Below are 18,425 nucleotides of genomic sequence, written 5' to 3'. Positions count from 1 at the left end.
ATGCGGAAGTTGAGGCAGAGCATCGTTCTGATCGGCATGATGGGCGCGGGTAAGACCGCGGTCGGGACCGAGCTCGCGCGTCGGCTGTCCGCGAAGTTCGTCGATTCGGACGCCGAGATCGAGACCGCCGCGGCCCTGACCGTCAGCGAGATCTTCCAGCGCTACGGCGAGGGCTTTTTCCGCGACCGCGAGACGCAGGTGCTGGACCGGCTGCTGTCGGGACGACCGGGCGTCCTCGCGACCGGCGGCGGCGCCTGGGTCCAGCCGCGCAACCGCGAGCTGATCGCGCAATCGGGCGTGTCGGTCTGGCTTGACTGCGACGTTGAAACCCTGTGGCGGCGGGTCCGCGCCCGGCCCAACCGGCCGCTGCTGCAGACGCCCGATCCGCGCGGCACGCTGGAACGGCTGCTGGACGCGCGCCGGCCGGTGTATGCGCAGGCCGACGTCGCCGTCGCGGTCGCGCCGGACGACGCGTTGGCCGCGACGGTCGAGAAGGTGCTGACGGCGATCCGCACCGCCCGTCCCGAAGTGCTGGAGCCTGCATGACCATCGACACCGTCCCCGTCGCGCTGGGCGAGCGTTCCTACGAAGTCCGCATCGGCCGCGGCCTGATCGCTGGCGCAGGCACCCATCTGGCGCCGCTGCTGACACGTCCGCGGGTGGCCATCCTGACCGACGAGACCGTCGCGGCCATCCACCTGCCGCCGTTCGTGTCGGCGCTGGAAGGGGCCGGGATCGCCGCGTCGTCCTTGGCGCTGCCAGCGGGCGAGGCGACCAAGTCCTGGCAGCATCTCGGCCGTGCGGTCGAATGGCTGATCGGCGAAAAGGTCGAGCGCGGCGACCTGGTCGTGGCGCTGGGCGGTGGCGTGATCGGCGATCTCGCGGGCTTCGCCGCCGCGATCCTGCGCCGCGGCGTGCGGTTCGCGCAGGTGCCGACGACGCTGCTGGCGCAGGTGGACAGTTCCGTGGGCGGCAAGACCGGGATCAACTCGCCCCAGGGCAAGAACCTGATCGGCGCGTTCCACCAGCCGAGCCTCGTTCTGGCCGACATCGACGCGCTGGCGACGCTGCCGGGCCGCGACTTCCGCGCGGGCTACGGCGAAGTCGCGAAGTACGGGCTTCTGGGCGATGCCGCGTTCTTCGCCTGGCTCGAGGCGAACGGACCCGCGCTGCGCGACGACCCGGCGGCGCTGCAGCACGCGGTCGCCCGGTGCGTCGCCATGAAGGCCGGCATCGTCGCGCGGGACGAGACCGAGCAGGGGGAGCGCGCGCTGCTGAACCTCGGCCACACCTTCGGGCACGCGCTGGAATCGGCCACCGGCTATTCCGACCGGTTGCTGCACGGCGAAGGGGTGGCGATCGGCTGCACCCTCGCGTTCCAGCTGTCCGCCCGCATGGGCCTTTGCCCGCAGGAAGACCCTTCGCGCGTTGCCGCCCATTTCGCCGCGATGGGGCTGCCCTCGCGGCCTTGCGACATTCCCGGCGACCTGCCCGATGCCGAGGCGCTGATCGCCCTGATGGGGCAGGACAAGAAGGTGGTGGACGGAAAGCTGCGGATGATCCTCGCCCGCGGGATCGGGCAGGCGTTCGTCACCGACCGGGTGGACAGGGCGGAGTTGCGGGCGGTGCTGGGCGGCTGACGCCGCTTGTCGCGGGGCCCGCCCGGCTGGGCGCGTCTTCACCCGAGCGGTTCGGCAAGGGCGGGTGCCGCGGCCGGGTCGATGCCATGTGCCCTTGCCCGCCGCGCGAGCCACGAACCCGGCGGCGGCAGGCTGCCGTGATGCGTGGTGAGGAAGCGCTTGGTGTAGCCGAAGATGTGAACCGACAGCGTGTCGGGTGACCGCACGATGTCGCTGTCCGCCATGCCCGGCGTCCAGAGCCGGCGCAGGCTGTCGCGGAACAGGGGATAGAAGACCTCCTGCGCCGCGGCGTGGTGCTTCGTGCCCGTCAGCTCCAGCGCATGGGTCAGGGCGCGCGGTCCGGTGTCGCCCCACGGGAGGGCTGCGGGCGCGAGCCGCCCCGCCTCGCGCCGGGGGGCGATCCACTTCGCGCCGCGCCACGGCGGGACGAGCTCGGCCTGGAACAGGAACGCCTCGAGCCACCGCAGCGGGGCCGAGCCGACGGGCAGGGCAACGACCCCCGACAGCACCCCGGTGCCGTCGTTCAACCCGAAGAGATAGCCCGTCGACGTGGCGTAGGGCGCGAGGCAGTAGGCGTCCATGTCCACCCAGATCACCTCGCGGCGCCGCAGCAGCGCCACGCGGAACAGGTCGGACCAGACGGCGAGTTCGTGCCGTGTCGGCGGCCCGCTCACAAAACCGGGCTTCGGCAGGATCTCGGATGCGTCCCTGACCGCCACCCCTGCGGGAATGCCGCCCACCTCGCCCGCGACATAAAGCGTGAAGTCGCAATCCTGCTCCAGGTACGAGGCAAGGACCATCTGCTCGATGAACGACAGATCGCCACCGGCCCAGAACGACGCGACGGGATGGGACCAGCGGGTCATGACGCGGCGTTCACGCGCGCGCGGGAAGCGGCAGCGGCGCAATGCACGGGAAATCTGCCGGCGTCCTGCACTTGCCCTGCGATATGCGCCGCGCCGTCGCCATCAGTCGCGATCAGACCATCCGCTCCAGATCCTTCGCCGCGCGGACGAAGTCGCGGAACAGCGGCGCGGGGGCGAAGGGCTTCGACTTCAGTTCCGGGTGCGACTGCACGCCGATGAACCACGGATGGTCCCTGACCTCGACCACCTCCGGCAGCCGCCCGTCCGGCGACATCCCCGAGAACCACAGCCCGCACGCCTCGAGCGGCTCGCGGTAGCGGGCGTCGATCTCGTAGCGGTGGCGGTGGCGGTCCTCCATCTCGGACGCGCCGCCATAGACCTCGCTGATCTTCGATCCGGGCGCGAGCGACGCGGTGTAGGACCCCAGCCGCATCGTGCCGCCCTTGTCGTCGGTGATCTTGCGCTCGACGCGGCTGTTGCCCTGCACCCATTCCTTGAGGTGGTAGACGACCGGGGTGAAACGGTCCTCGCCCGCCTCGTGGTCGAACTCCTCGGACCCGGCGTCGGTGATCCCGGCAAGGTTCCGCGCCGCCTCGACCACGGCCATCTGCATCCCGAGGCAGATGCCCAGATATGGCACCTTCCTTTCGCGCGCGTATTTCGCGGCGGCGATCATGCCTTCGGTTCCGCGCTCGCCGAAGCCGCCGGGGACGAGGATCCCGTGATAGCCGTCGAGCAGGTGGATGCCGTCGGGCTTTTCCAGCCTCTCGGCGTCGATCCATTCGGGGCGGACGCGGACGCGGTTGGCCATGCCCCCGTGCGTCAGCGCCTCGGAGATGGATTTGTAGGCGTCTTCCAGCTGGGTGTACTTGCCGACGATGGCGATCCTGACCTCGCCCTCGGCGTTGGTCAGACGGTCGTTCACGTCTTCCCAGCGGCGCAGGTCGGGGCGGGGGGCCGGGCTGATCTGGAAGGCGTCCAGCACCGCGCGGTCAAGGCCGACGCGGTGATAGGCCAGGGGCGCCTCGTAGATCGACTTCAGGTCGTAGGCGGGGATGACCGCGTCGGGCCGGACGTTGCAGAACAGCGCGATCTTGGCGCGCTCGCGGTCGGGGATCGGGTGCTCGGACCGGCAGACCAGCACGTCCGGCTGCAGGCCGATGGCGCGCAGTTCCCGGACGCTGTGCTGGGTGGGCTTGGTCTTCAACTCGCCCGAGGCGGCGAGATAGGGGATCAGCGTCAGGTGCATCAGGATGCACTGGCCGCGCGGGCGGTCCTGGCTGAACTGGCGGATCGCCTCGAAGAAAGGCAGGCCCTCGATGTCGCCGACGGTGCCGCCGATCTCGCACAGCATGAAGTCCACCTCGTCCTCGCCGATCGCGAGGAAGTCCTTGATCTCGTTGGTGACGTGCGGGATCACCTGGATCGTCTTGCCGAGATATTCGCCGCGGCGTTCACGTTCCAGCACGTTGGAATAGATCCGCCCCGCGCTGACCGTGTCGGTGCGCCGCGCGCTGACGCCGGTGAAGCGTTCGTAGTGGCCGAGGTCGAGGTCCGTTTCCGCGCCGTCGTCGGTGACGAAGACCTCGCCATGCTCGAACGGGCTCATCGTGCCGGGATCGACGTTCAGGTAGGGGTCGAGCTTGCGCAGCCGCACGGTATAGCCCCGCGCCTGCAGAAGCGCGCCGAGCGCGGCCGAGGCGAGCCCCTTGCCAAGCGAGGACACGACGCCGCCGGTAATGAAGATGTAACGCGCCATGCGGGCCCCCGTGATGTTGTCTTGCAATGGAAACGCGCGGTCCCGAAGACCGGCATCACGGGAGCCGGGACATACCCGATTCTCCGCCATCCCGCAACGGACCGCGACAATTTGTGGGGGCGCCCGGAAGCGCCCTCAAGCTGTGGTGTTCAGTTCGTGGCCGGTGCCGCGGCCCCGGCGGGGGCGTTCAGCGGAACGGTGGTCTGGTTCGCGGCATCGGCCGGGACGGCGGGCGCGTCGCCGATCGGGACGGTGTAGCTGGTGGGCGCGCTGCCCGCGCTTCCGTCGGCGGCGGGCGTCGGGGTGCTGGTCGCCGGGGTGCTGGCGGCCGTTGTGCTGGCGGCCGGGGCGCGCTCCGCAGCGGGCTCCGGTGCGGCAACGGTCGCCGGGGTTCCGCCGGATACCTGCCCCGGCGCCGCGGCGGCGCCCGGCGGCAGGATCGGCTGACCGGCGGCGGGCGGCGGGGCATAGTCGGGCAGCGCCGGCATGCCGGCCGGCGCGTTCAGGGGCGCGCCGGTCGTGTCGCCCGCGGGTGCGATCCGGTCCAGCACCGAACCCGTCGCCGAGTTGCGGGCGGCGATGACCGTCAGCGCGATGGAGGTGACGAGGAAGCCCGCCGCCAGCAGCCAGGTGGCGCGCGTCAGCGCGTTCGCGGCCTGCCGCCCGCTCATCACGCCGCTGCCGCCGCCCGAGCCGATGCCAAGGCCACCGCCTTCGGACCGTTGCAGCAGCACCACGCCGATCAGCAGCACGGCGAGGATCAGATGCACAGTAAGGACGACGTTCTGCACGGGGTGGCCTTTCTCGTCTCGCGGGACGCGTCTTACTAGTCACGGGCGGGGGTGATGGCAAGCAAGGCCGAACGTGCCGGAACCGGACCTGCCGCGGCGAACGGCGGGGTCAGGCCAGCGCGGCCAGCGCCTCTGACAGGTCCAGCGCGCCGTCGTAGAGCGCGCGGCCGGAAATCGCCCCGGCTATGGAGCCCGCATCGCGCAGCGCGATCAGGTCCGCGAGCGACGAGACGCCGCCCGACGCGATCACCGGGATCGAAACGGCGCGGGCCAGCGCGTGGGTCGCGGCGACGTTGGGGCCCTGCATCGCCCCGTCGCGGTCGATGTCGGTATAGATGATGGCCGCGACGCCCGCGTCCTCGAACCGGCGGGCGAGGTCGGTCGCGGCGATCCCGGTCTGCTCGGCCCAGCCGCGCGTGGCCACCCGGCCGCCCCGGGCGTCGATCCCGACCGCGATCCGCCCCGGGAACGCGGCGGCCGCTTCCGCCACGAGATCCGGGTTCTCGACCGCGACGGTGCCGAGGATCACGCGGGCGACGCCGCGGCCCAGCCACCCCTCGATCGTGCCCATGTCGCGGATGCCGCCGCCAAGCTGGACCGGCAGGTCGACCGCCTGCAGGATCGCCTGCACCGCCTCGCCGTTGACGGGCCGCCCGGCGAAGGCGCCGTTGAGGTCGACGAGATGCAGCCACCGGGCGCCTGCCGCGGCGAAGCGCGCGGCCTGCGCCGCCGGGTCGGTGCCGAACACGGTCGCCGCGTCCATGTCGCCGCGCAGCAGCCGCACGCAGGCCCCGTCCTTGAGGTCGATGGCGGGGTACAGGATCATCTCGCGGCTCCTTCGATGCGGCCGGGCGACCGGCGTCGCGGCCCCCCTTGCCACAGCGGGGCCGCCGGGGAAAGCCGCTGCCCTGCGACGGCGGGCGGCGGCGGGACCCTACGTCACGCTTGCGGGAATCGGCGCGCCCGGGCCTGCTTTCGCCAAGGATCACGGGAGGGACCACCATGAAGACACTCGCACTCGCCGCCGCTTTCGCGCTGTCGGCGTCGGCCGCGATGGCCGCCGACCCGATCGAGGGGATATGGCAGACGCAGGCCGACGAGGGCGCGCTTGCGATCGTCAGCATCGCGCCCTGCGGCGGCGCCTTCTGCGGCACGATCGTCAAGACCTACAAGGCCGGGGCGGAATACGCGTCCCCCAATGTCGGCAAGCAGATCGTCCGCAGCATGAAGGCGACCGGCGGCGGCAACTACGAGGGGCAGGTGTGGCGGCCCGCCAACGACAAGGTCTACAACGGCAAGGCGACCGTCGGCGGCACGTCGATGAAGCTGTCGGGCTGCGTCGCGGGCGGGCTGATCTGCAAGGCGCAGACCTGGACCAAGCTGAAGTAGGCTGCCGCGCCCCGCTTGACCCGGCGAACCGCCTCGGCCCCCGCCCGCCGCCCGCTGCTGCGCAGCCGGCAGGTGCCGCGCGTGGTGAACCCGCCCGCGCCGGTCGGACCGGCGGGGCCTTCCGTCACCTGACCGCGATGCCCGCGCCTTCGTCGGCGGGGCCGACATGGGCGCGGAACGCCTCGAACAGTTCGCGGCCCATGCCGTGCGCGCTGGGGGCGGGGTCGTAGGTCGCCGGGGTGCGGGTGGCGAAGTCCGGCTCGAGGCAGTCGAGCGTCCCCGCCACCGCGTCCACCCGGACGAGGTCGCCGTCGCGGAGCCGGGCGAGCGGTCCGCCCGCCGCCGCTTCGGGCGTGGCATGGATCGCGGCCGGCACCTTGCCCGACGCGCCCGACATGCGCCCGTCCGTGACCAGCGCGACCCGCAGGCCGCGGTCCAGCAGGACCGACAGGGTCGGCGTCAGGCTGTGAAGTTCCGGCATGCCGTTCGCGCGCGGCCCCTGGAAGCGGACGACGACGACGGTATCCCCGGTGAATTCGCCCGCCTGGAACGCGGCCTTCACCTGGTTCTGGTCGTCGAAGACCCGGGCGCGCGCCTCGACCACGTGCAGTTCGGGCTTCACCGCCGACACCTTGATGACCGCGCGGCCGAGATTGCCCGCGAGCATGTGCAGGCCCCCGGTGGCCGCGAACGGACTTGCCGCCGGGCGCACGATGCGGTCGTTGAGCGACGCGCCGGGGCCGTCCACCCACTCGATCCCGGCATCCGTCAGCTTCGGCTCCGTGGTGTAGCGGCCAAGGCCCTCGCCCGCGATCGTGGTGACATCCTCGTGCAGCAGTCCCGCCGACAGAAGCTGCCCGATAAGGAAGCCCAGCCCGCCCGCCGCGTGGAAGTGGTTCACGTCGGCGAGGCCGTTCGGATAGACCCGCGCCAGCAGCGGGGTCACCTGGCTGAGGTCGTGGAAATCCTGCAGGTCGATCAGGATCCCCGCCGCCCGCGCCATCGCGGGCAGGTGGATGACGTGGTTCGTGGACCCGCCCGTCGCCATCAGCCCGACCATCCCGTTGACGAAGGCGCGTTCATCGAGGATCGCGCTGACCGGGATGTAGTCGTTCCCCAGCCGCGTGATCTGCGCGGCCCGCGTCACGCCCGCGACCGTCAGCGCCTCGCGCATCGGCGTGTTCGGGTTGACGAAGCTCGCGCCCGGCAGGTGCAGGCCCATGAACTCCATCAGCATCTGGTTGCTGTTCGCCGTGCCGTAGAAGGTGCAGGTGCCGGGCGAGTGGTAGGACGCCATCTCGGCCTCCATCAGCTTGTCGCGGCCGACGCGGCCGGCGGCGAAATCCTCGCGCACGCGGGCCTTTTCGTCGTTGGGCAGGCCCGAGGGCATCGGGCCGCCCGGCAGGAACACGGCCGGGACATGACCGAAGGTCGCGGCGGCGATGACGAGGCCCGGGACGATCTTGTCGCAGATCCCGAGCCACACGGCCGAATCGAAGGTGTCGTGCGACATCGCGACCCCCGCCGCCATCGCGATCACGTCGCGGGAAAAGAGCGACAGCTCCATCCCCGCGCGCCCCTGGGTGACGCCGTCGCACATGGCGGGCACGCCGCCCGCCACCTGCGCCGTGGCGCCCGCCCGGTGGGCGGCGCGGCGGATCAGGTCGGGATAGCGCTCATAGGGCTGATGCGCCGACAGCATGTCGTTGTAGGCCGTGACGATGCCGATGTTGGGACGCGCGGTCAGCGCCATGTCGGCCTTGTCGTCCATCGCGGCATAGGCGTGGGCCTGGTTGCCGCAACTGAGATGGGCGCGCCGCGGTCCGTTCTCGGCCGAACGGGCGACGGTGGACAGGTAGGTGGCGCGGCGGTCGGCCGAGCGTTCGCGGATCCGGTCGGTGACGCGGGCGATGGTGTCGTTGAGCATGGCGGTTCCCCCGATGGGCGCTGCCTCAAGACATAGGAAGTTAGCGATAACGGCGCAACGTGTCCCCCGCGCCGGGCAGGGACGCGCGTTTTCGGCGCTTTCCGCGCGGCCCGCCTGCGGCTATACCGCCGCCGGGTTGACGCGAAGGATCTTGGAATGGCGAACGTGGTGGTGGTCGGCGCCCAGTGGGGCGACGAGGGCAAGGGCAAGATCGTCGACTGGCTGTCCGAACGCGCCGACGTGATCGCGCGCTTCCAGGGCGGCCACAACGCGGGCCACACCCTCGTCATCGGCAACGAGGTCTACAAGCTGTCGCTGCTGCCGTCGGGGATCGTGCGGCAGGGCAAGCTGGCCGTGATCGGCAACGGCGTCGTGCTGGACCCGTGGGCGCTGTTCACCGAGATCGACAAGCTGACCGGGCAGGGGGTCGAGATTTCCACCGAGAACCTGATGATCGCGGAAAACACGCCGCTGATCCTGCCGCTGCACCAGGACCTCGACCGCCTGCGCGAGGACGCGGCGGGCGCGTCGAAGATCGGCACCACCGGGCGCGGCATCGGCCCCGCCTACGAGGACAAGGTCGGTCGCCGCACGATCCGCGTGGCCGACCTCGCCGACGAGGAGACGCTGGACCAGCGGCTCGACCGGCTGCTTGCCCATCACGATCCGCTGCGGCAGGGGCTGGGCGCGACGCCGGTGGACCGGGCGGAGCTCAAGCGGACGCTTCTGGAAATCGCGCCGAAGCTGCTGCCCTTCGCGCAGCCGGTGTGGAAGGTGATGGCCGACGCCCGCAAGGCGGGCAAGCGCATCCTGTTCGAGGGCGCGCAGGGATCGCTTCTGGACATCGACTTCGGGACCTATCCCTACGTCACCTCGTCCACCACCATGTCCGGCATGGCCGCGTCCGGCACCGGCATGGGGCCGGGCGCGATCGGCTACGTGCTGGGGATCGTCAAGGCCTACACCACCCGCGTCGGATCGGGCCCGTTCCCGACCGAGCTGGAGGACGGGATCGGCCAGAAGCTGGGCGAGCGCGGGCACGAGTTCGGCACCGTCACCGGGCGCAAGCGCCGCTGCGGCTGGTTCGACGCGGCGCTGGTGCGCCAGACCTGCGCCATTTCCGGCGTGAACGGCATCGCGCTGACCAAGCTCGACGTGCTGGACGGGTTCGAGACGCTGAAGATCTGCACCGGCTACACCGTGGACGGGCAGCACTACGATTACCTCCCCACCGCCGCCGCCCTGCAGGCGCGGGCGGTGCCGGTGTACGAGGAGATCGAGGGCTGGTCGGAATCGACCGAGGGCGCGCGGTCGTGGGCCGACCTGCCCGCCGCCGCGATCAAGTATGTCCGCCGGATCGAGGAGCTGATCCAGTGCCCGGTCGCGCTGCTGTCCACCAGCCCCGAACGCGACGACACGATCCTCGTCCACGATCCCTTCGCGGACTGATCCGATGGACCTGCAACGCCGCAAGCGCTGGGCGCTGTTCCTTCTGGTCGTCTGGCTGCCGGTCTATCTGATCGCGGCGTGGTGGTTCCTGAACTGGATCGACGACCGCTGGGGCAGGCTGCCGATCTGGGCAGAGGTGCCGCTGTATGTCTTGCTCGCGTTCCTCTGGGCGATCCCGTTCAGGCGGGTGTTCCACAGCACCGGCAAGTGACGCCGCTGTTTCGCAGCGACCGCCCCGTGACGCTGATCGGCGGCGGCGACGTGCTGGCCGTCGATGCGGCCGCCGCCGTGGCGCTGGCGCCGGTGGTGATGGCGGCGGACGGCGGGGCTGACACGGCGCTGGCGCTGGGGCTGATGCCCGATGCGGTCGTGGGGGACTTCGACAGCATCGGCGACGCCGCCCGCGCCGCGATCCCGGCGGAGCGGCTGCACCGGATCGCCGAGCAGGACAGCACCGATTTCGACAAGTGCCTGCGCAACATCGACGCGCCGTTCGTCCTCGCGCTCGGCTTTGCGGCCCCCCGGATGGATCACGCGCTGGCGGTGCTGTCGACGCTGTGCCGCAGGCCGCATCCTTCGTGCGTGGTGGTCGGGGCTGCGGACGTGGTCTTTGCCGCGCCGTCCCGGCTGGCGCTGGACCTGCCCGCCGGGGCAAGGTTGTCGCTGATGCCCTTTGGCCGCGTCACCGGCACCAGCGAAGGCCTGCGCTGGCCGATCGACGGGGTGGAGCTGGCCCCGGCAGAGCGGGTCGGCACGTCCAACGAGGTGACCGGGCCTGTGCGGCTCGCCCTCGACGGCCCGTGCCTCGTGATCCTGCCGAAGGAACATTTGCCGGCGGCGCTCGTCGCGCTGCAATGAGAAAGGGCGCCGCAAGGGCGCCCTTTCCATGTCTCAGCGGCCGCGGATCCGCGGATCCATCGCATCGCGCAGCCCGTCGCCGATGTAGTTCACCGTCAGCACCGTCAGCGAGATGAAGATGCCGGGCAGGATCACCCGCCAGGGATACATCTGCATCTGCTCGATCGCGTCGTAGAGAAGGCGACCCCAGGTCGGGAAGTCCGGCGGGAAGCCGAGGCCCAGGAAGGACAGCGCCGATTCCGTGATAATCGCGGTCGCGATCCCGAGCGTCGCCGCCACCATGATCGGGGACAGCACGTTCGGCAGCACGTGCCGCGTCATCATGCGGAAGTTGGGGGTGCCGATGGACCGGGCGGCCAGGATGAACTCGCGTTCCTTCAGGCCCAGCACGTCGCCGCGCACGATCCGGGCGGCCTGCATCCAGCTGGTCGCGCCGATGGCGGTCACGATCAGCAGGAAGGTGCCGAGGCCGGGCCCCATCGCCTGGCTCAGCGGCTCGCGGAACAGCGTCACCATCAGCAGCAGAAGCGGCAGCAGGGGCAGCGCGAGGAACAGCTCTGTCATCCGCATCAGCGGCGCGTCGAGGCGGCGGAAGAAGCCCGACAGGATGCCGATCAGGCTGCCCAGCGTCACCGCGATCAGCATCGCGGTCAGCCCGACGGCCAGCGACACCTGCCCGCCCTTCATCAGCCGCGCCAGCATGTCGCGGCCAAGCTGGTCGGTCCCCAGCGGGTGGGCGGCGCTGAAGCTCTGGTTGCGGGCGCGGATGTCCACGTAGGTCGCGTCGATCGTCCAGATGTAGGGGCCGATCGTCACGAACAGCACGATTCCGGTGAACAGGACCAGCGCCACCATCGCGCCCCGGTGACGCCGGAACTGGCGCCACACGTCGCGCCACTGGCTGCGGCTGGCAGGCGTCGTGTTCACCGTCGAGACCGGCTGGTCGGGCGGCAGCATCCCGGCCGCGGGCGTGGGCGCGTTCGAGGCCGTCTCGCGGATCAGCTCCGCCTCGTTGCGGGCGGTTTCTTGGGCCTTGTCAATCATAGCGGATCCGGGGGTCGAGGATGCCGTACAGGATGTCGGCGATCAGGGTGAAGACGACGATCAGGATGGCGAAGATGAAGGTCAGCGTCAGCACCATCGGGATGTCGTTCGAATGGATGGCCGAGATCAGAAGCTGGCCCAGGCCGTTCACCTTGAACACCTGCTCGGTGATGATCGCGCCGCCGAAGACCGCGGGCAGCCCCAGCGCGATCACGGTCACGACCGGGATCAGGCTGTTCCGCAGCACGTGCTTCAGCACGACCGTTCGTTCCGACAGGCCCTTGGCGCGGGCCGTGCGGACGTAGTCCTGCCCGAGGTTGTCCAGCATCGAGGCGCGCATGAAGCGGCTGATCTGCGCCGCGTTGTAGAGCGCGAGCACCGTCACCGGCATCGCCATCTGCCGCACCTGCTGCAGGAAGCTGTTCCAGTCGGTGACCTTCAGCGTGGTGTCGTAGATCGACGGGAACCACTGCAGGTTCACGGCGAAGACGATGATGAACACGACGCCCGTGAAGAAGGTGGGCATCGAGAAGCCGACCATCGACACGAAGGTGCCGAGCTGGTCGAACCACGAATACTGCCGGTAAGCCGAGATGATCCCGATCGGGATCGCGATCAGCACGCCGACGAGATAGCTGAAGCCCACGACCTTGAGCGTCTGCGGGATCCGCTCGGCGATCACGTCGAACACGGGGCTGCGCGACTGGAAGCTGATGATCCGCTGCGCGCCCCGGCTGAAGTCGGTGCCGAACACCTGGTCGAACCAGTGCAGCGGCTCGACCCAGAAGAACTGCTTCAGCCACAGGACATAGCGGATGTACCAGGCCTGGCCCAGGCCAAGCGCCTCGCGCATCTTCTCCTTGACCTCGGGGGGCACCGTCAGGGGCACGTCCCCCAGGGGGTCGCCCGGGGACAGTTCCAGCAGCAGGAAGATCACCAGCGAGATGAAAAGCAGCGTCGGTATCGCCAGCATGATCCGCCGCACAGCGTAAGTCAGCATCGGGTCCTTGGTCTCCGGTCGGGCGTCGCGGACGCTTGGTCGCGGGCCGGGATGGCGGACCCGGGCCGGGGGGCCCGGGTCCGACGGGGTGTCACTGCGCGCGGGTCCAGTCGGCCACGTTCCACAGTTCGGTGTCCCACGGGTTCATCTCGAAACCGGCGAGCGAGTTCGACACGGCCGACACGCGGCCGCGCCACGTCAGCGGCAGCATCGCCATGGACTGCGTCGTGAGCATCGCGTTCATCTGCTTGGCAAGCTCGGCTCGGCGGGCGGGGTCCGACGTCTCGCCCATCTCGTCGATCAGCGCGTCGTAGGCCGGATCGCAGTAGCGGCCGGTGTTCTCGCCCTGCCACTGGTTCGAGGGCGCCGGGATCTTGGAGCAGGCGCGCTCGGCCAGGAAGGTGCCCGGATCGGTGCCCTCGTAGACGTCGGTGAACATCTCGACGTCGGCATAGAACTTGTTGATCGTGTCGGGCGAGCCCGGGTCGGTCCCGAAATAGACCGCCGCGTCCACGGTCTTCAGCTCGGTCCCCACGCCGATCTCGGCCCACCACTGCTTGATGAGCGCCTGGTAGTCCTGCCGGACCGGGTTGACCGAGGTCTGGAACAGCAGCTGCAGCTTGCGCCCGTCCTTCTCGCGGATGCCGTCGCCGCCGACGGTCCAGCCGGCCTCGTCCAGAAGCGCCTTAGCGCCCTCGATGTCCTGCGCCATGCAGTCCTGCGTGTTCGACGCGAAGGCCTCGGGCGCGTTGATTACGTCGCAGGTCGCGCGGCCGGTCTCGCCGTAGCCGATTTCCGTCAGGAGCTGCCGGTCGATCGCCTTGGACAGCGCCTGCCGCACCTTGATGTCGCTGAGGATCGGGTGCGGGTGGGCCACCGTGGACCGCTCGCCCTCGGGCAGCTGCGGCGAGGGGTCGGTCAGGTTCAGGAAGATGTGCTCGACCTGTGCGCCGAACGCGGTCGGGAAGTCGCCCCGCCCTGCCGCAACCATCTGGCCCATCGTCTCGGGCGCGAGCTGCATGTTCCAGGCATAGTCGTATTCGCCGGTCTCAAGCACCGCGCGCGCCGCGCCGGCGGAATCGCCGCCGCCCTTCAGGTTGACGGTCGCGAAGGCGGGCTTGTCGGCCTCGCGGTATTCGGGGTTCGCCTCGAACGTGGCCACGTCGTTGGTGCGGAACGCGGTCACGCGGAACGGGCCGGTGCCGATCGGGCCGAAGTTCTGCTGGGTGCAGGTCGGGGCGCGCTCGCCGGTGCAGTCCTGGAACTGCGCCTTCTGGATGATCGGCGCCTGCCCGCCCACGAAGGCGGAATAGGGGTAGGGCCGGGCCTCGGTAAAGTTGATCTTCACGGTCAGCGGGTCCACGACCTCGACCGACGAGATGCCGGTGAACTTCGCGGCCTGGGCACAGCCGCCGCTTTCGTCCATGCAGTATTCGGCGGTGAACTTGACGTCCTCGGCGGTCAGGGGCGTGCCGTCCGACCACTTCACGCCGTCCTTCAGCTTCCAGGTGATCGACTTTCCGTCCTGCGCCACGCCCCCGTTTTCCAGCGTCGGGATCTCGGCCGCGAGCTTCGCCACCAGGTCGCCCTTGGCGTCGAAGTTGGCGAGCGGCTCCAGCACCAGCGACGCGGCGGTGATGTCCTTGGTGCCCGTGGACAGGTACAGGTTCAGCGTGCTCGGGGCCTGCCAGAAGATCATGTTCAGTTGCCCCTGCGCGCCGCGCTCGGCATGGGCGGCAGAGGAGAAGGCGGTCACGGCGGCGCCGGCAAGAAGGAGTGCTCTGGTGTTCATGGTGGGCCCTTTGCGGCTTGATGGGTTGAGGACTGCCCGGCCGCACGGGACGCGCGCGGCCGGATCATCGCGGTCAGGCCGCGATCATTTCATGCGGTACCAGTCGCTCGCGTTCCACAGCTCGCTGTCCCAGGTGTTCAGGACCACGCCGCCCAGCGTGTTCGACTGCGCCGACAGGCGGCCGCGATCGACCAGCGGAACGACGGTCATGCTGTCCTTCGTCAGCATGTCATTGAGCTTGCGGGCGAGGGCGCCGCGTTCCTCGATGCCCGCCGTGCGCGACAGTTCGGCCACCATCCTGTCGTACTCGGGGTCGCAGTAGCGGTTGTTGTTCTCGCCCTGCCACTGGTTCTCCGGGCTCGGCGCCTTGTCGCAGGTGTACATGGACAGGTAGGCTTCCGGGTCGGTGCCCGGGAAGTTGTTGGCGTACATCTGCACGTCGGCATAGAACTTTTCCAGCGTGTCGGGCGAGCCCGCGTCGCCGCCGAAGAAGACCGAGGCGTCGATCGTCTTCAGCTCGGCCTCGACGCCGATTTCCGACCACCACTGCTTGATCAGCGACTGGAAGTCCTGCCGGATCGGGTTGACCGAGGTCTGGTAGACCAGGCTCAGTCGCCGGCCGTCCTTTTCACGCACGCCGTCCGCGCCGGGAACCCAGCCGGCCTCGTCCAGCAGCTTCTTGGCGCCCTCGATGTCCTGCGTCAGGCAGCCGGTGTTGTCGGTCGAGGCATAGGGGTCGGGCGCGGGCACCAGGTTGCAGGTCGGGCGACCGGCCTGCCCGTAGCCGATCTCGACCAGCAGGTTGCGGTCGATCGCCATGCTGAGCGCGCGGCGCACGTTCACGTCCGACAGGAAGGGGTTCGGATGGGCCTTGGTGGACCGCTCGCCTTCCGGCAGGTTGGGCGAGGCGTCGGTCCAGTTCATCTCCAGCCGCTCGACCAGGGTGCCGAAGGCGGTGATGAACTTGCCGGTGCCGCCGCTTTCCATCTGGGCCTGGACCTCGGGCGAGATCTGGGTGTTCCAGGCATAGTCGAACTCGCCCGTTTCCAGCACGGCGCGGGCGGCCGCGGCCGCGTCGCCGCCGCCCTTCAGCGTCACCGTCGCGAAGGCGGGCTTGGCCGGGTCGCGGTATTCCGGGTTGGCTTCAAGCTGCACGACGTCGTTGGTGCGGAACTCGGTCACGCGGAACGGGCCGGTGCCGATCGGCCTGAAGTTCGCGTCCGTGCAGGAGGCTGCCGCGGCGCCCATGCAGGGCGTGAACTGCGCCTTCTGGACGATCGGGGATTCAGAGCCCACGAAGGCCGTGAACGGGAAGGGCTTGGGATCCCTGAACGTGACCTTGACCGTGGTCGGATCGACCGCCTCGACCTTCTCGATGCCGTCGTATTTCGCCAGCTGCGCGCAGCCCCCTTCGGGGTTCATGCAGTACTCGGCCGTGAACTTCACGTCCTCGGACGTGAAGGGGGTGCCGTCGGACCATTTCAAGCCCGGGATCAGCTTCCATGTGACCGACTTGAAGTCCTCGGCGATGCCGCCGTTCTCGAGCGTCGGCAGCTCGGTCACGAGGCGCGGGAACATCTTGCCCGTCTCGTCGTAGCCCGCCAGCGGCTCGAGGACGAGCGATCCGGCCTCGATGTCCTTGGTGCCCGACGACAGGTACGGGTTCATCGTGGAAATGGCCTGGTAGTACAGGATGTTGACCTGCCCGTCGCTGCCGCGCTCGGCGAAGGCGGCGGGGGTCATCGCCACCGTGGCGGCGGCGCCCAGCAGCAGGGTTCTGATCTTCATGAAACGCTCCTTGTTGGTGTTCCCCGCGAGGGGTTTCGGATCGGCTGGCCGTGACGCCTTGAAGGCGTTCTTGTCGGCATCTGTCGATGGTCCCCAATCCGTTCTGCTGGCAGGTTGCCCTTGCGGAATGTCCGAATTGTTAGAACCCGTCACGAAAACGCAAGCCGGTTTTGTTGTTGCAAACACGGCCCGCTCGCTTAGCCTGCGCCGACGTGCTGCCGACACATCCCCGGCACGCCGCAGGAAAGAAGGTGCCCCCTTATGCTGGATGACGCCGCGCCGCTGGTTTCGATCGAGGGCCTCAGGGTCGATTTCCAGACCCAGGACGGCCCCGTCACGGGCGTCCACGACATCAGCTTCGACATCCGTCCCGGCGAGTGCGTCTGCGTCGTGGGCGAATCCGGGTCGGGCAAGTCGGTCAGCTCGCTGTCGCTGATGCGGCTGGTCGAGTTCGGCGGGGGCGAGATCGCGCAGGGGCGGCTGATGTTCGATGCGGGCAAGGGCCGCATGATCGACCTTGCCAGGCAGCCCGCCGACGTGATGCGCGACGTGCGCGGCAACGAGATCGGGATGATCTTCCAGGAGCCGATGACCTCGCTCAACCCGGTCTTCACGGTGGGCGAGCAGCTGGCCGAGGGGCTGATGGTCCACCGGGACATGAACCGCGCCCAGGCCCGCGCCCGGTCGCTGGAACTGCTGCGCGAGGTGCGGATCCCCGAACCGGAGCGCCGGCTGGACCAGTATCCGCACGAGCTTTCGGGCGGCATGCGCCAGCGGGTCGTGATCGCGATCGCGATGGCGTGCCGGCCGCGGCTGCTGATCTGCGACGAGCCGACGACCGCGCTCGACGTGACGATCCAGGCGGAAATCCTGGCCCTGATCGACCGGCTCAAGCGTGAAAACGGCATGGCGGTGATGTTCATCACCCACGACATGGCCGTGGTCGCGCAGATGGCCGACCGCGTCGTTGTCATGTACCGCGGCAACAAGGTCGAGGAAGGCACCGTCACCGAGATCTTCGAGAACCCGCGCGAGGACTACACCAAGGCGCTGCTCGCCGCCGTGCCGCGGCTGGGCGAGATGGCGGGCAAGCCCGCGCCCGAGCCGATGCGCCTGATGCGCAACGCCGACGGCAGCACCGCGCCGCGCCCGATCGTCGTGGCCGATCCCAGGCCGCTGCTCGAGGTGCGCAACCTGTCCACCCGCTTCGCCGTCAAGGGCGGGCTCCTGCGCCGCACCGTGGCGCAGGTTCACGCGGTCGAGGACGTGAGCTTCACCGTCATGGGCGGCGAGACGCTGTCGCTGGTGGGCGAATCGGGCTGCGGCAAGTCCACCACCGGCCGTTCGATCCTGCGGCTGGTCGAGCCGACCTCGGGCGAGGTCCGGCTGGGCGGCACCGACGTCATCGGCCTGTCCCAGTCCGCGCTGCGCCGTGCGCGGGCCGACATGCAGATGATTTTCCAGGACCCGTTCGCGTCGCTCGACCCGCAGATGCGCCTGTTCGACCAGGTCGAGGAGCCGATGCTGAACTTCGGCATCGGCAACCGCTCGGAACGCCACGACCGCATCGCCGGGCTGTTCGACCGGGTCGAACTTCCCCGCAGCTTCATGCGCCGCTACCCGCACGAGATGTCTGGCGGCCAGCGCCAGCGCATCGCCATCGCCCGCGCGCTCGCGCTGAACCCCAAGCTCATCATCGCGGACGAGGCGGTGTCGGCGCTGGACGTGTCGGTGCAGGCGCAGGTGCTGAACCTGCTGATGGAGCTGCAGCAGGATCTCGGCATCTCGATGCTGTTCATCAGCCACGACATGGCGGTGGTGGAACGTGTCAGCCACCATGTCGCGGTCATGTATCTGGGCCGGATCGTGGAGATCGGGACCCGCAGCCAGGTGTTCGAGAACCCGCAGCACAGCTATACCCGGCAGCTGATGGCCGCCGTGCCGGTGGCGGATCCGCGCAGGAAGAAGATCAGCGAGGACCTGAAGTTCAAGCCGATCCCGTCGCCGATCTTCCCGGTCGGGCACGACGCGCCGCGCTCGACCTACCGCGAGGTCGCGCCCGGCCACCGCGTGCTCGTCGATCCGGTCACGCACGGAACCTGAGGCGCGGCAGGGAAGGGGG

16 protein-coding genes are annotated in these 18,425 nt (G+C 69.7%); 7 read left to right on the top strand and 9 right to left on the bottom strand.

What is annotated here, in order from left to right:
• A complete protein-coding gene (locus ELI80_RS07115) occupies positions 1-546 on the top strand; it encodes a shikimate kinase (protein ID WP_201740577.1) in 546 nt (181 codons plus the stop codon).
• Positions 543-1,640: a 3-dehydroquinate synthase gene (gene aroB, locus ELI80_RS07110; protein ID WP_136650419.1), complete on the top strand. Its 1,098-nt coding sequence runs from the start codon at positions 543-545 to the stop codon at positions 1,638-1,640. The genes ELI80_RS07115 and aroB overlap by 4 nt, the downstream gene beginning before the upstream one ends.
• 38 nt (positions 1,641-1,678) lie before the next feature.
• On the opposite strand, the gene ELI80_RS07105 is transcribed toward aroB, so the two are convergent.
• From ELI80_RS07105 to hisA, 4 genes are all read right to left on the bottom strand, one after another.
• The gene (locus tag ELI80_RS07105; RefSeq protein ID WP_136650418.1) at positions 1,679-2,506 is read right to left on the bottom strand and encodes a hypothetical protein; all 828 of its coding nucleotides are present in this window, start codon (positions 2,504-2,506) and stop codon (positions 1,679-1,681) included.
• A 112-nt stretch (positions 2,507-2,618) separates the two neighbouring features.
• Entirely contained in the window at positions 2,619-4,265 is a 1,647-nt protein-coding gene (pyrG, locus tag ELI80_RS07100) for a CTP synthase (protein ID WP_136650417.1), read from the bottom strand.
• Positions 4,266-4,414: 149 nt separating this feature from the next.
• Positions 4,415-5,056, bottom strand: a complete 642-nt coding sequence (gene secG / locus ELI80_RS07095; protein ID WP_136650416.1) for a preprotein translocase subunit SecG — start codon at positions 5,054-5,056, stop codon at positions 4,415-4,417.
• A gap of 109 nt (positions 5,057-5,165) precedes the next feature.
• The gene (hisA, locus tag ELI80_RS07090) at positions 5,166-5,882 is read right to left on the bottom strand and encodes a 1-(5-phosphoribosyl)-5-[(5-phosphoribosylamino)methylideneamino]imidazole-4-carboxamide isomerase (RefSeq protein ID WP_136650415.1); all 717 of its coding nucleotides are present in this window, start codon (positions 5,880-5,882) and stop codon (positions 5,166-5,168) included.
• 176 nt (positions 5,883-6,058) lie between these two features.
• Here hisA and ELI80_RS07085 point away from each other — a divergent pair, with 176 nt between their 5' ends.
• Positions 6,059-6,445, top strand: a complete 387-nt coding sequence (locus tag ELI80_RS07085) for a DUF2147 domain-containing protein (protein WP_136650414.1) — start codon at positions 6,059-6,061, stop codon at positions 6,443-6,445.
• Positions 6,446-6,569: 124 nt separating this feature from the next.
• On the opposite strand, the gene edd is transcribed toward ELI80_RS07085, so the two are convergent.
• Complete coding sequence (gene edd / locus ELI80_RS07080) at positions 6,570-8,372, bottom strand: phosphogluconate dehydratase (protein WP_136650413.1); 1,803 nt, start codon at positions 8,370-8,372, stop codon at positions 6,570-6,572.
• A 156-nt stretch (positions 8,373-8,528) separates the two neighbouring features.
• On the opposite strand from edd, the gene ELI80_RS07075 reads away from it, so the two are divergent.
• From ELI80_RS07075 to ELI80_RS07065, 3 genes are read left to right on the top strand one after another with little or no spacing between them, the layout of a single operon-like run.
• Positions 8,529-9,821: an adenylosuccinate synthase gene (locus tag ELI80_RS07075; protein ID WP_136650412.1), complete on the top strand. Its 1,293-nt coding sequence runs from the start codon at positions 8,529-8,531 to the stop codon at positions 9,819-9,821.
• Between the two features lie 4 nt (positions 9,822-9,825).
• Entirely contained in the window at positions 9,826-10,032 is a 207-nt protein-coding gene (locus tag ELI80_RS07070) for a DUF2842 domain-containing protein (RefSeq protein ID WP_136650411.1), read from the top strand.
• Positions 10,029-10,679 (top strand): thiamine diphosphokinase, encoded by a 651-nt coding sequence (locus ELI80_RS07065; RefSeq protein WP_136650410.1) that lies wholly within the window; start codon positions 10,029-10,031, stop codon positions 10,677-10,679. Before ELI80_RS07070 ends, ELI80_RS07065 begins: the two co-directional genes overlap by 4 nt.
• 33 nt (positions 10,680-10,712) lie before the next feature.
• Here the strand turns inward: ELI80_RS07065 and ELI80_RS07060 are convergent, their stop codons facing one another.
• The 4 genes from ELI80_RS07060 to ELI80_RS07045 all read right to left on the bottom strand — a co-directional run bounded on the left by ELI80_RS07060 (position 10,713) and on the right by ELI80_RS07045 (position 16,303).
• A complete protein-coding gene (locus ELI80_RS07060; protein WP_136650754.1) occupies positions 10,713-11,636 on the bottom strand; it encodes an ABC transporter permease in 924 nt (307 codons plus the stop codon).
• Between the two features lie 79 nt (positions 11,637-11,715).
• Entirely contained in the window at positions 11,716-12,723 is a 1,008-nt protein-coding gene (locus tag ELI80_RS07055; RefSeq protein ID WP_136650409.1) for an ABC transporter permease, read from the bottom strand.
• Positions 12,724-12,814: 91 nt separating this feature from the next.
• Positions 12,815-14,515: a peptide ABC transporter substrate-binding protein gene (locus tag ELI80_RS07050; RefSeq protein WP_136650408.1), complete on the bottom strand. Its 1,701-nt coding sequence runs from the start codon at positions 14,513-14,515 to the stop codon at positions 12,815-12,817.
• A gap of 84 nt (positions 14,516-14,599) precedes the next feature.
• Positions 14,600-16,303, bottom strand: a complete 1,704-nt coding sequence (locus tag ELI80_RS07045) for a peptide ABC transporter substrate-binding protein (protein ID WP_136650407.1) — start codon at positions 16,301-16,303, stop codon at positions 14,600-14,602.
• 261 nt (positions 16,304-16,564) lie between these two features.
• On the opposite strand from ELI80_RS07045, the gene ELI80_RS07040 reads away from it, so the two are divergent.
• Positions 16,565-18,406 carry an ABC transporter ATP-binding protein gene (locus ELI80_RS07040; protein ID WP_136650406.1) on the top strand — a complete coding sequence of 614 codons (1,842 nt, stop codon included), beginning with the start codon at positions 16,565-16,567 and terminating at the stop codon, positions 18,404-18,406.
• The last annotated feature ends 19 nt before the right edge of the window (positions 18,407-18,425 follow it).

This window comes from Paracoccus aeridis (assembly GCF_004923205.2).
In the GTDB taxonomy this organism is placed as follows: Bacteria; Pseudomonadota; Alphaproteobacteria; order Rhodobacterales; family Rhodobacteraceae; genus Paracoccus; species Paracoccus aeridis.
Note: the sequence above shows the minus strand (reverse complement) of the source record. Positions and strands in the feature narration are given on the sequence as shown.

Bases quoted from the DNA above. Each gene is read 5' to 3' on its own strand.
- ELI80_RS07060 (WP_136650754.1), bottom strand. From the start codon at position 11,636: ATGCTGCCGCCCGACCAGCCGGTCTCGACGGTGAACACGACGCCTGCC.
- ELI80_RS07045 (WP_136650407.1), bottom strand. From the start codon at position 16,303: ATGAAGATCAGAACCCTGCTGCTGGGCGCCGCCGCCACGGTGGCGATG.
- hisA (WP_136650415.1), bottom strand. From the start codon at position 5,882: ATGATCCTGTACCCCGCCATCGACCTCAAGGACGGGGCCTGCGTGCGG.
- ELI80_RS07050 (WP_136650408.1), bottom strand. From the start codon at position 14,515: ATGAACACCAGAGCACTCCTTCTTGCCGGCGCCGCCGTGACCGCCTTC.
- aroB (WP_136650419.1), top strand. From the start codon at position 543: ATGACCATCGACACCGTCCCCGTCGCGCTGGGCGAGCGTTCCTACGAA.
- pyrG (WP_136650417.1), bottom strand. From the start codon at position 4,265: ATGGCGCGTTACATCTTCATTACCGGCGGCGTCGTGTCCTCGCTTGGC.
- ELI80_RS07085 (WP_136650414.1), top strand. From the start codon at position 6,059: ATGAAGACACTCGCACTCGCCGCCGCTTTCGCGCTGTCGGCGTCGGCC.
- ELI80_RS07055 (WP_136650409.1), bottom strand. From the start codon at position 12,723: ATGCTGACTTACGCTGTGCGGCGGATCATGCTGGCGATACCGACGCTG.
- edd (WP_136650413.1), bottom strand. From the start codon at position 8,372: ATGCTCAACGACACCATCGCCCGCGTCACCGACCGGATCCGCGAACGC.
- ELI80_RS07075 (WP_136650412.1), top strand. From the start codon at position 8,529: ATGGCGAACGTGGTGGTGGTCGGCGCCCAGTGGGGCGACGAGGGCAAG.
- ELI80_RS07115 (WP_201740577.1), top strand. From the start codon at position 1: ATGCGGAAGTTGAGGCAGAGCATCGTTCTGATCGGCATGATGGGCGCG.
- ELI80_RS07040 (WP_136650406.1), top strand. From the start codon at position 16,565: ATGCTGGATGACGCCGCGCCGCTGGTTTCGATCGAGGGCCTCAGGGTC.
- ELI80_RS07105 (WP_136650418.1), bottom strand. From the start codon at position 2,506: ATGACCCGCTGGTCCCATCCCGTCGCGTCGTTCTGGGCCGGTGGCGAT.
- ELI80_RS07070 (WP_136650411.1), top strand. From the start codon at position 9,826: ATGGACCTGCAACGCCGCAAGCGCTGGGCGCTGTTCCTTCTGGTCGTC.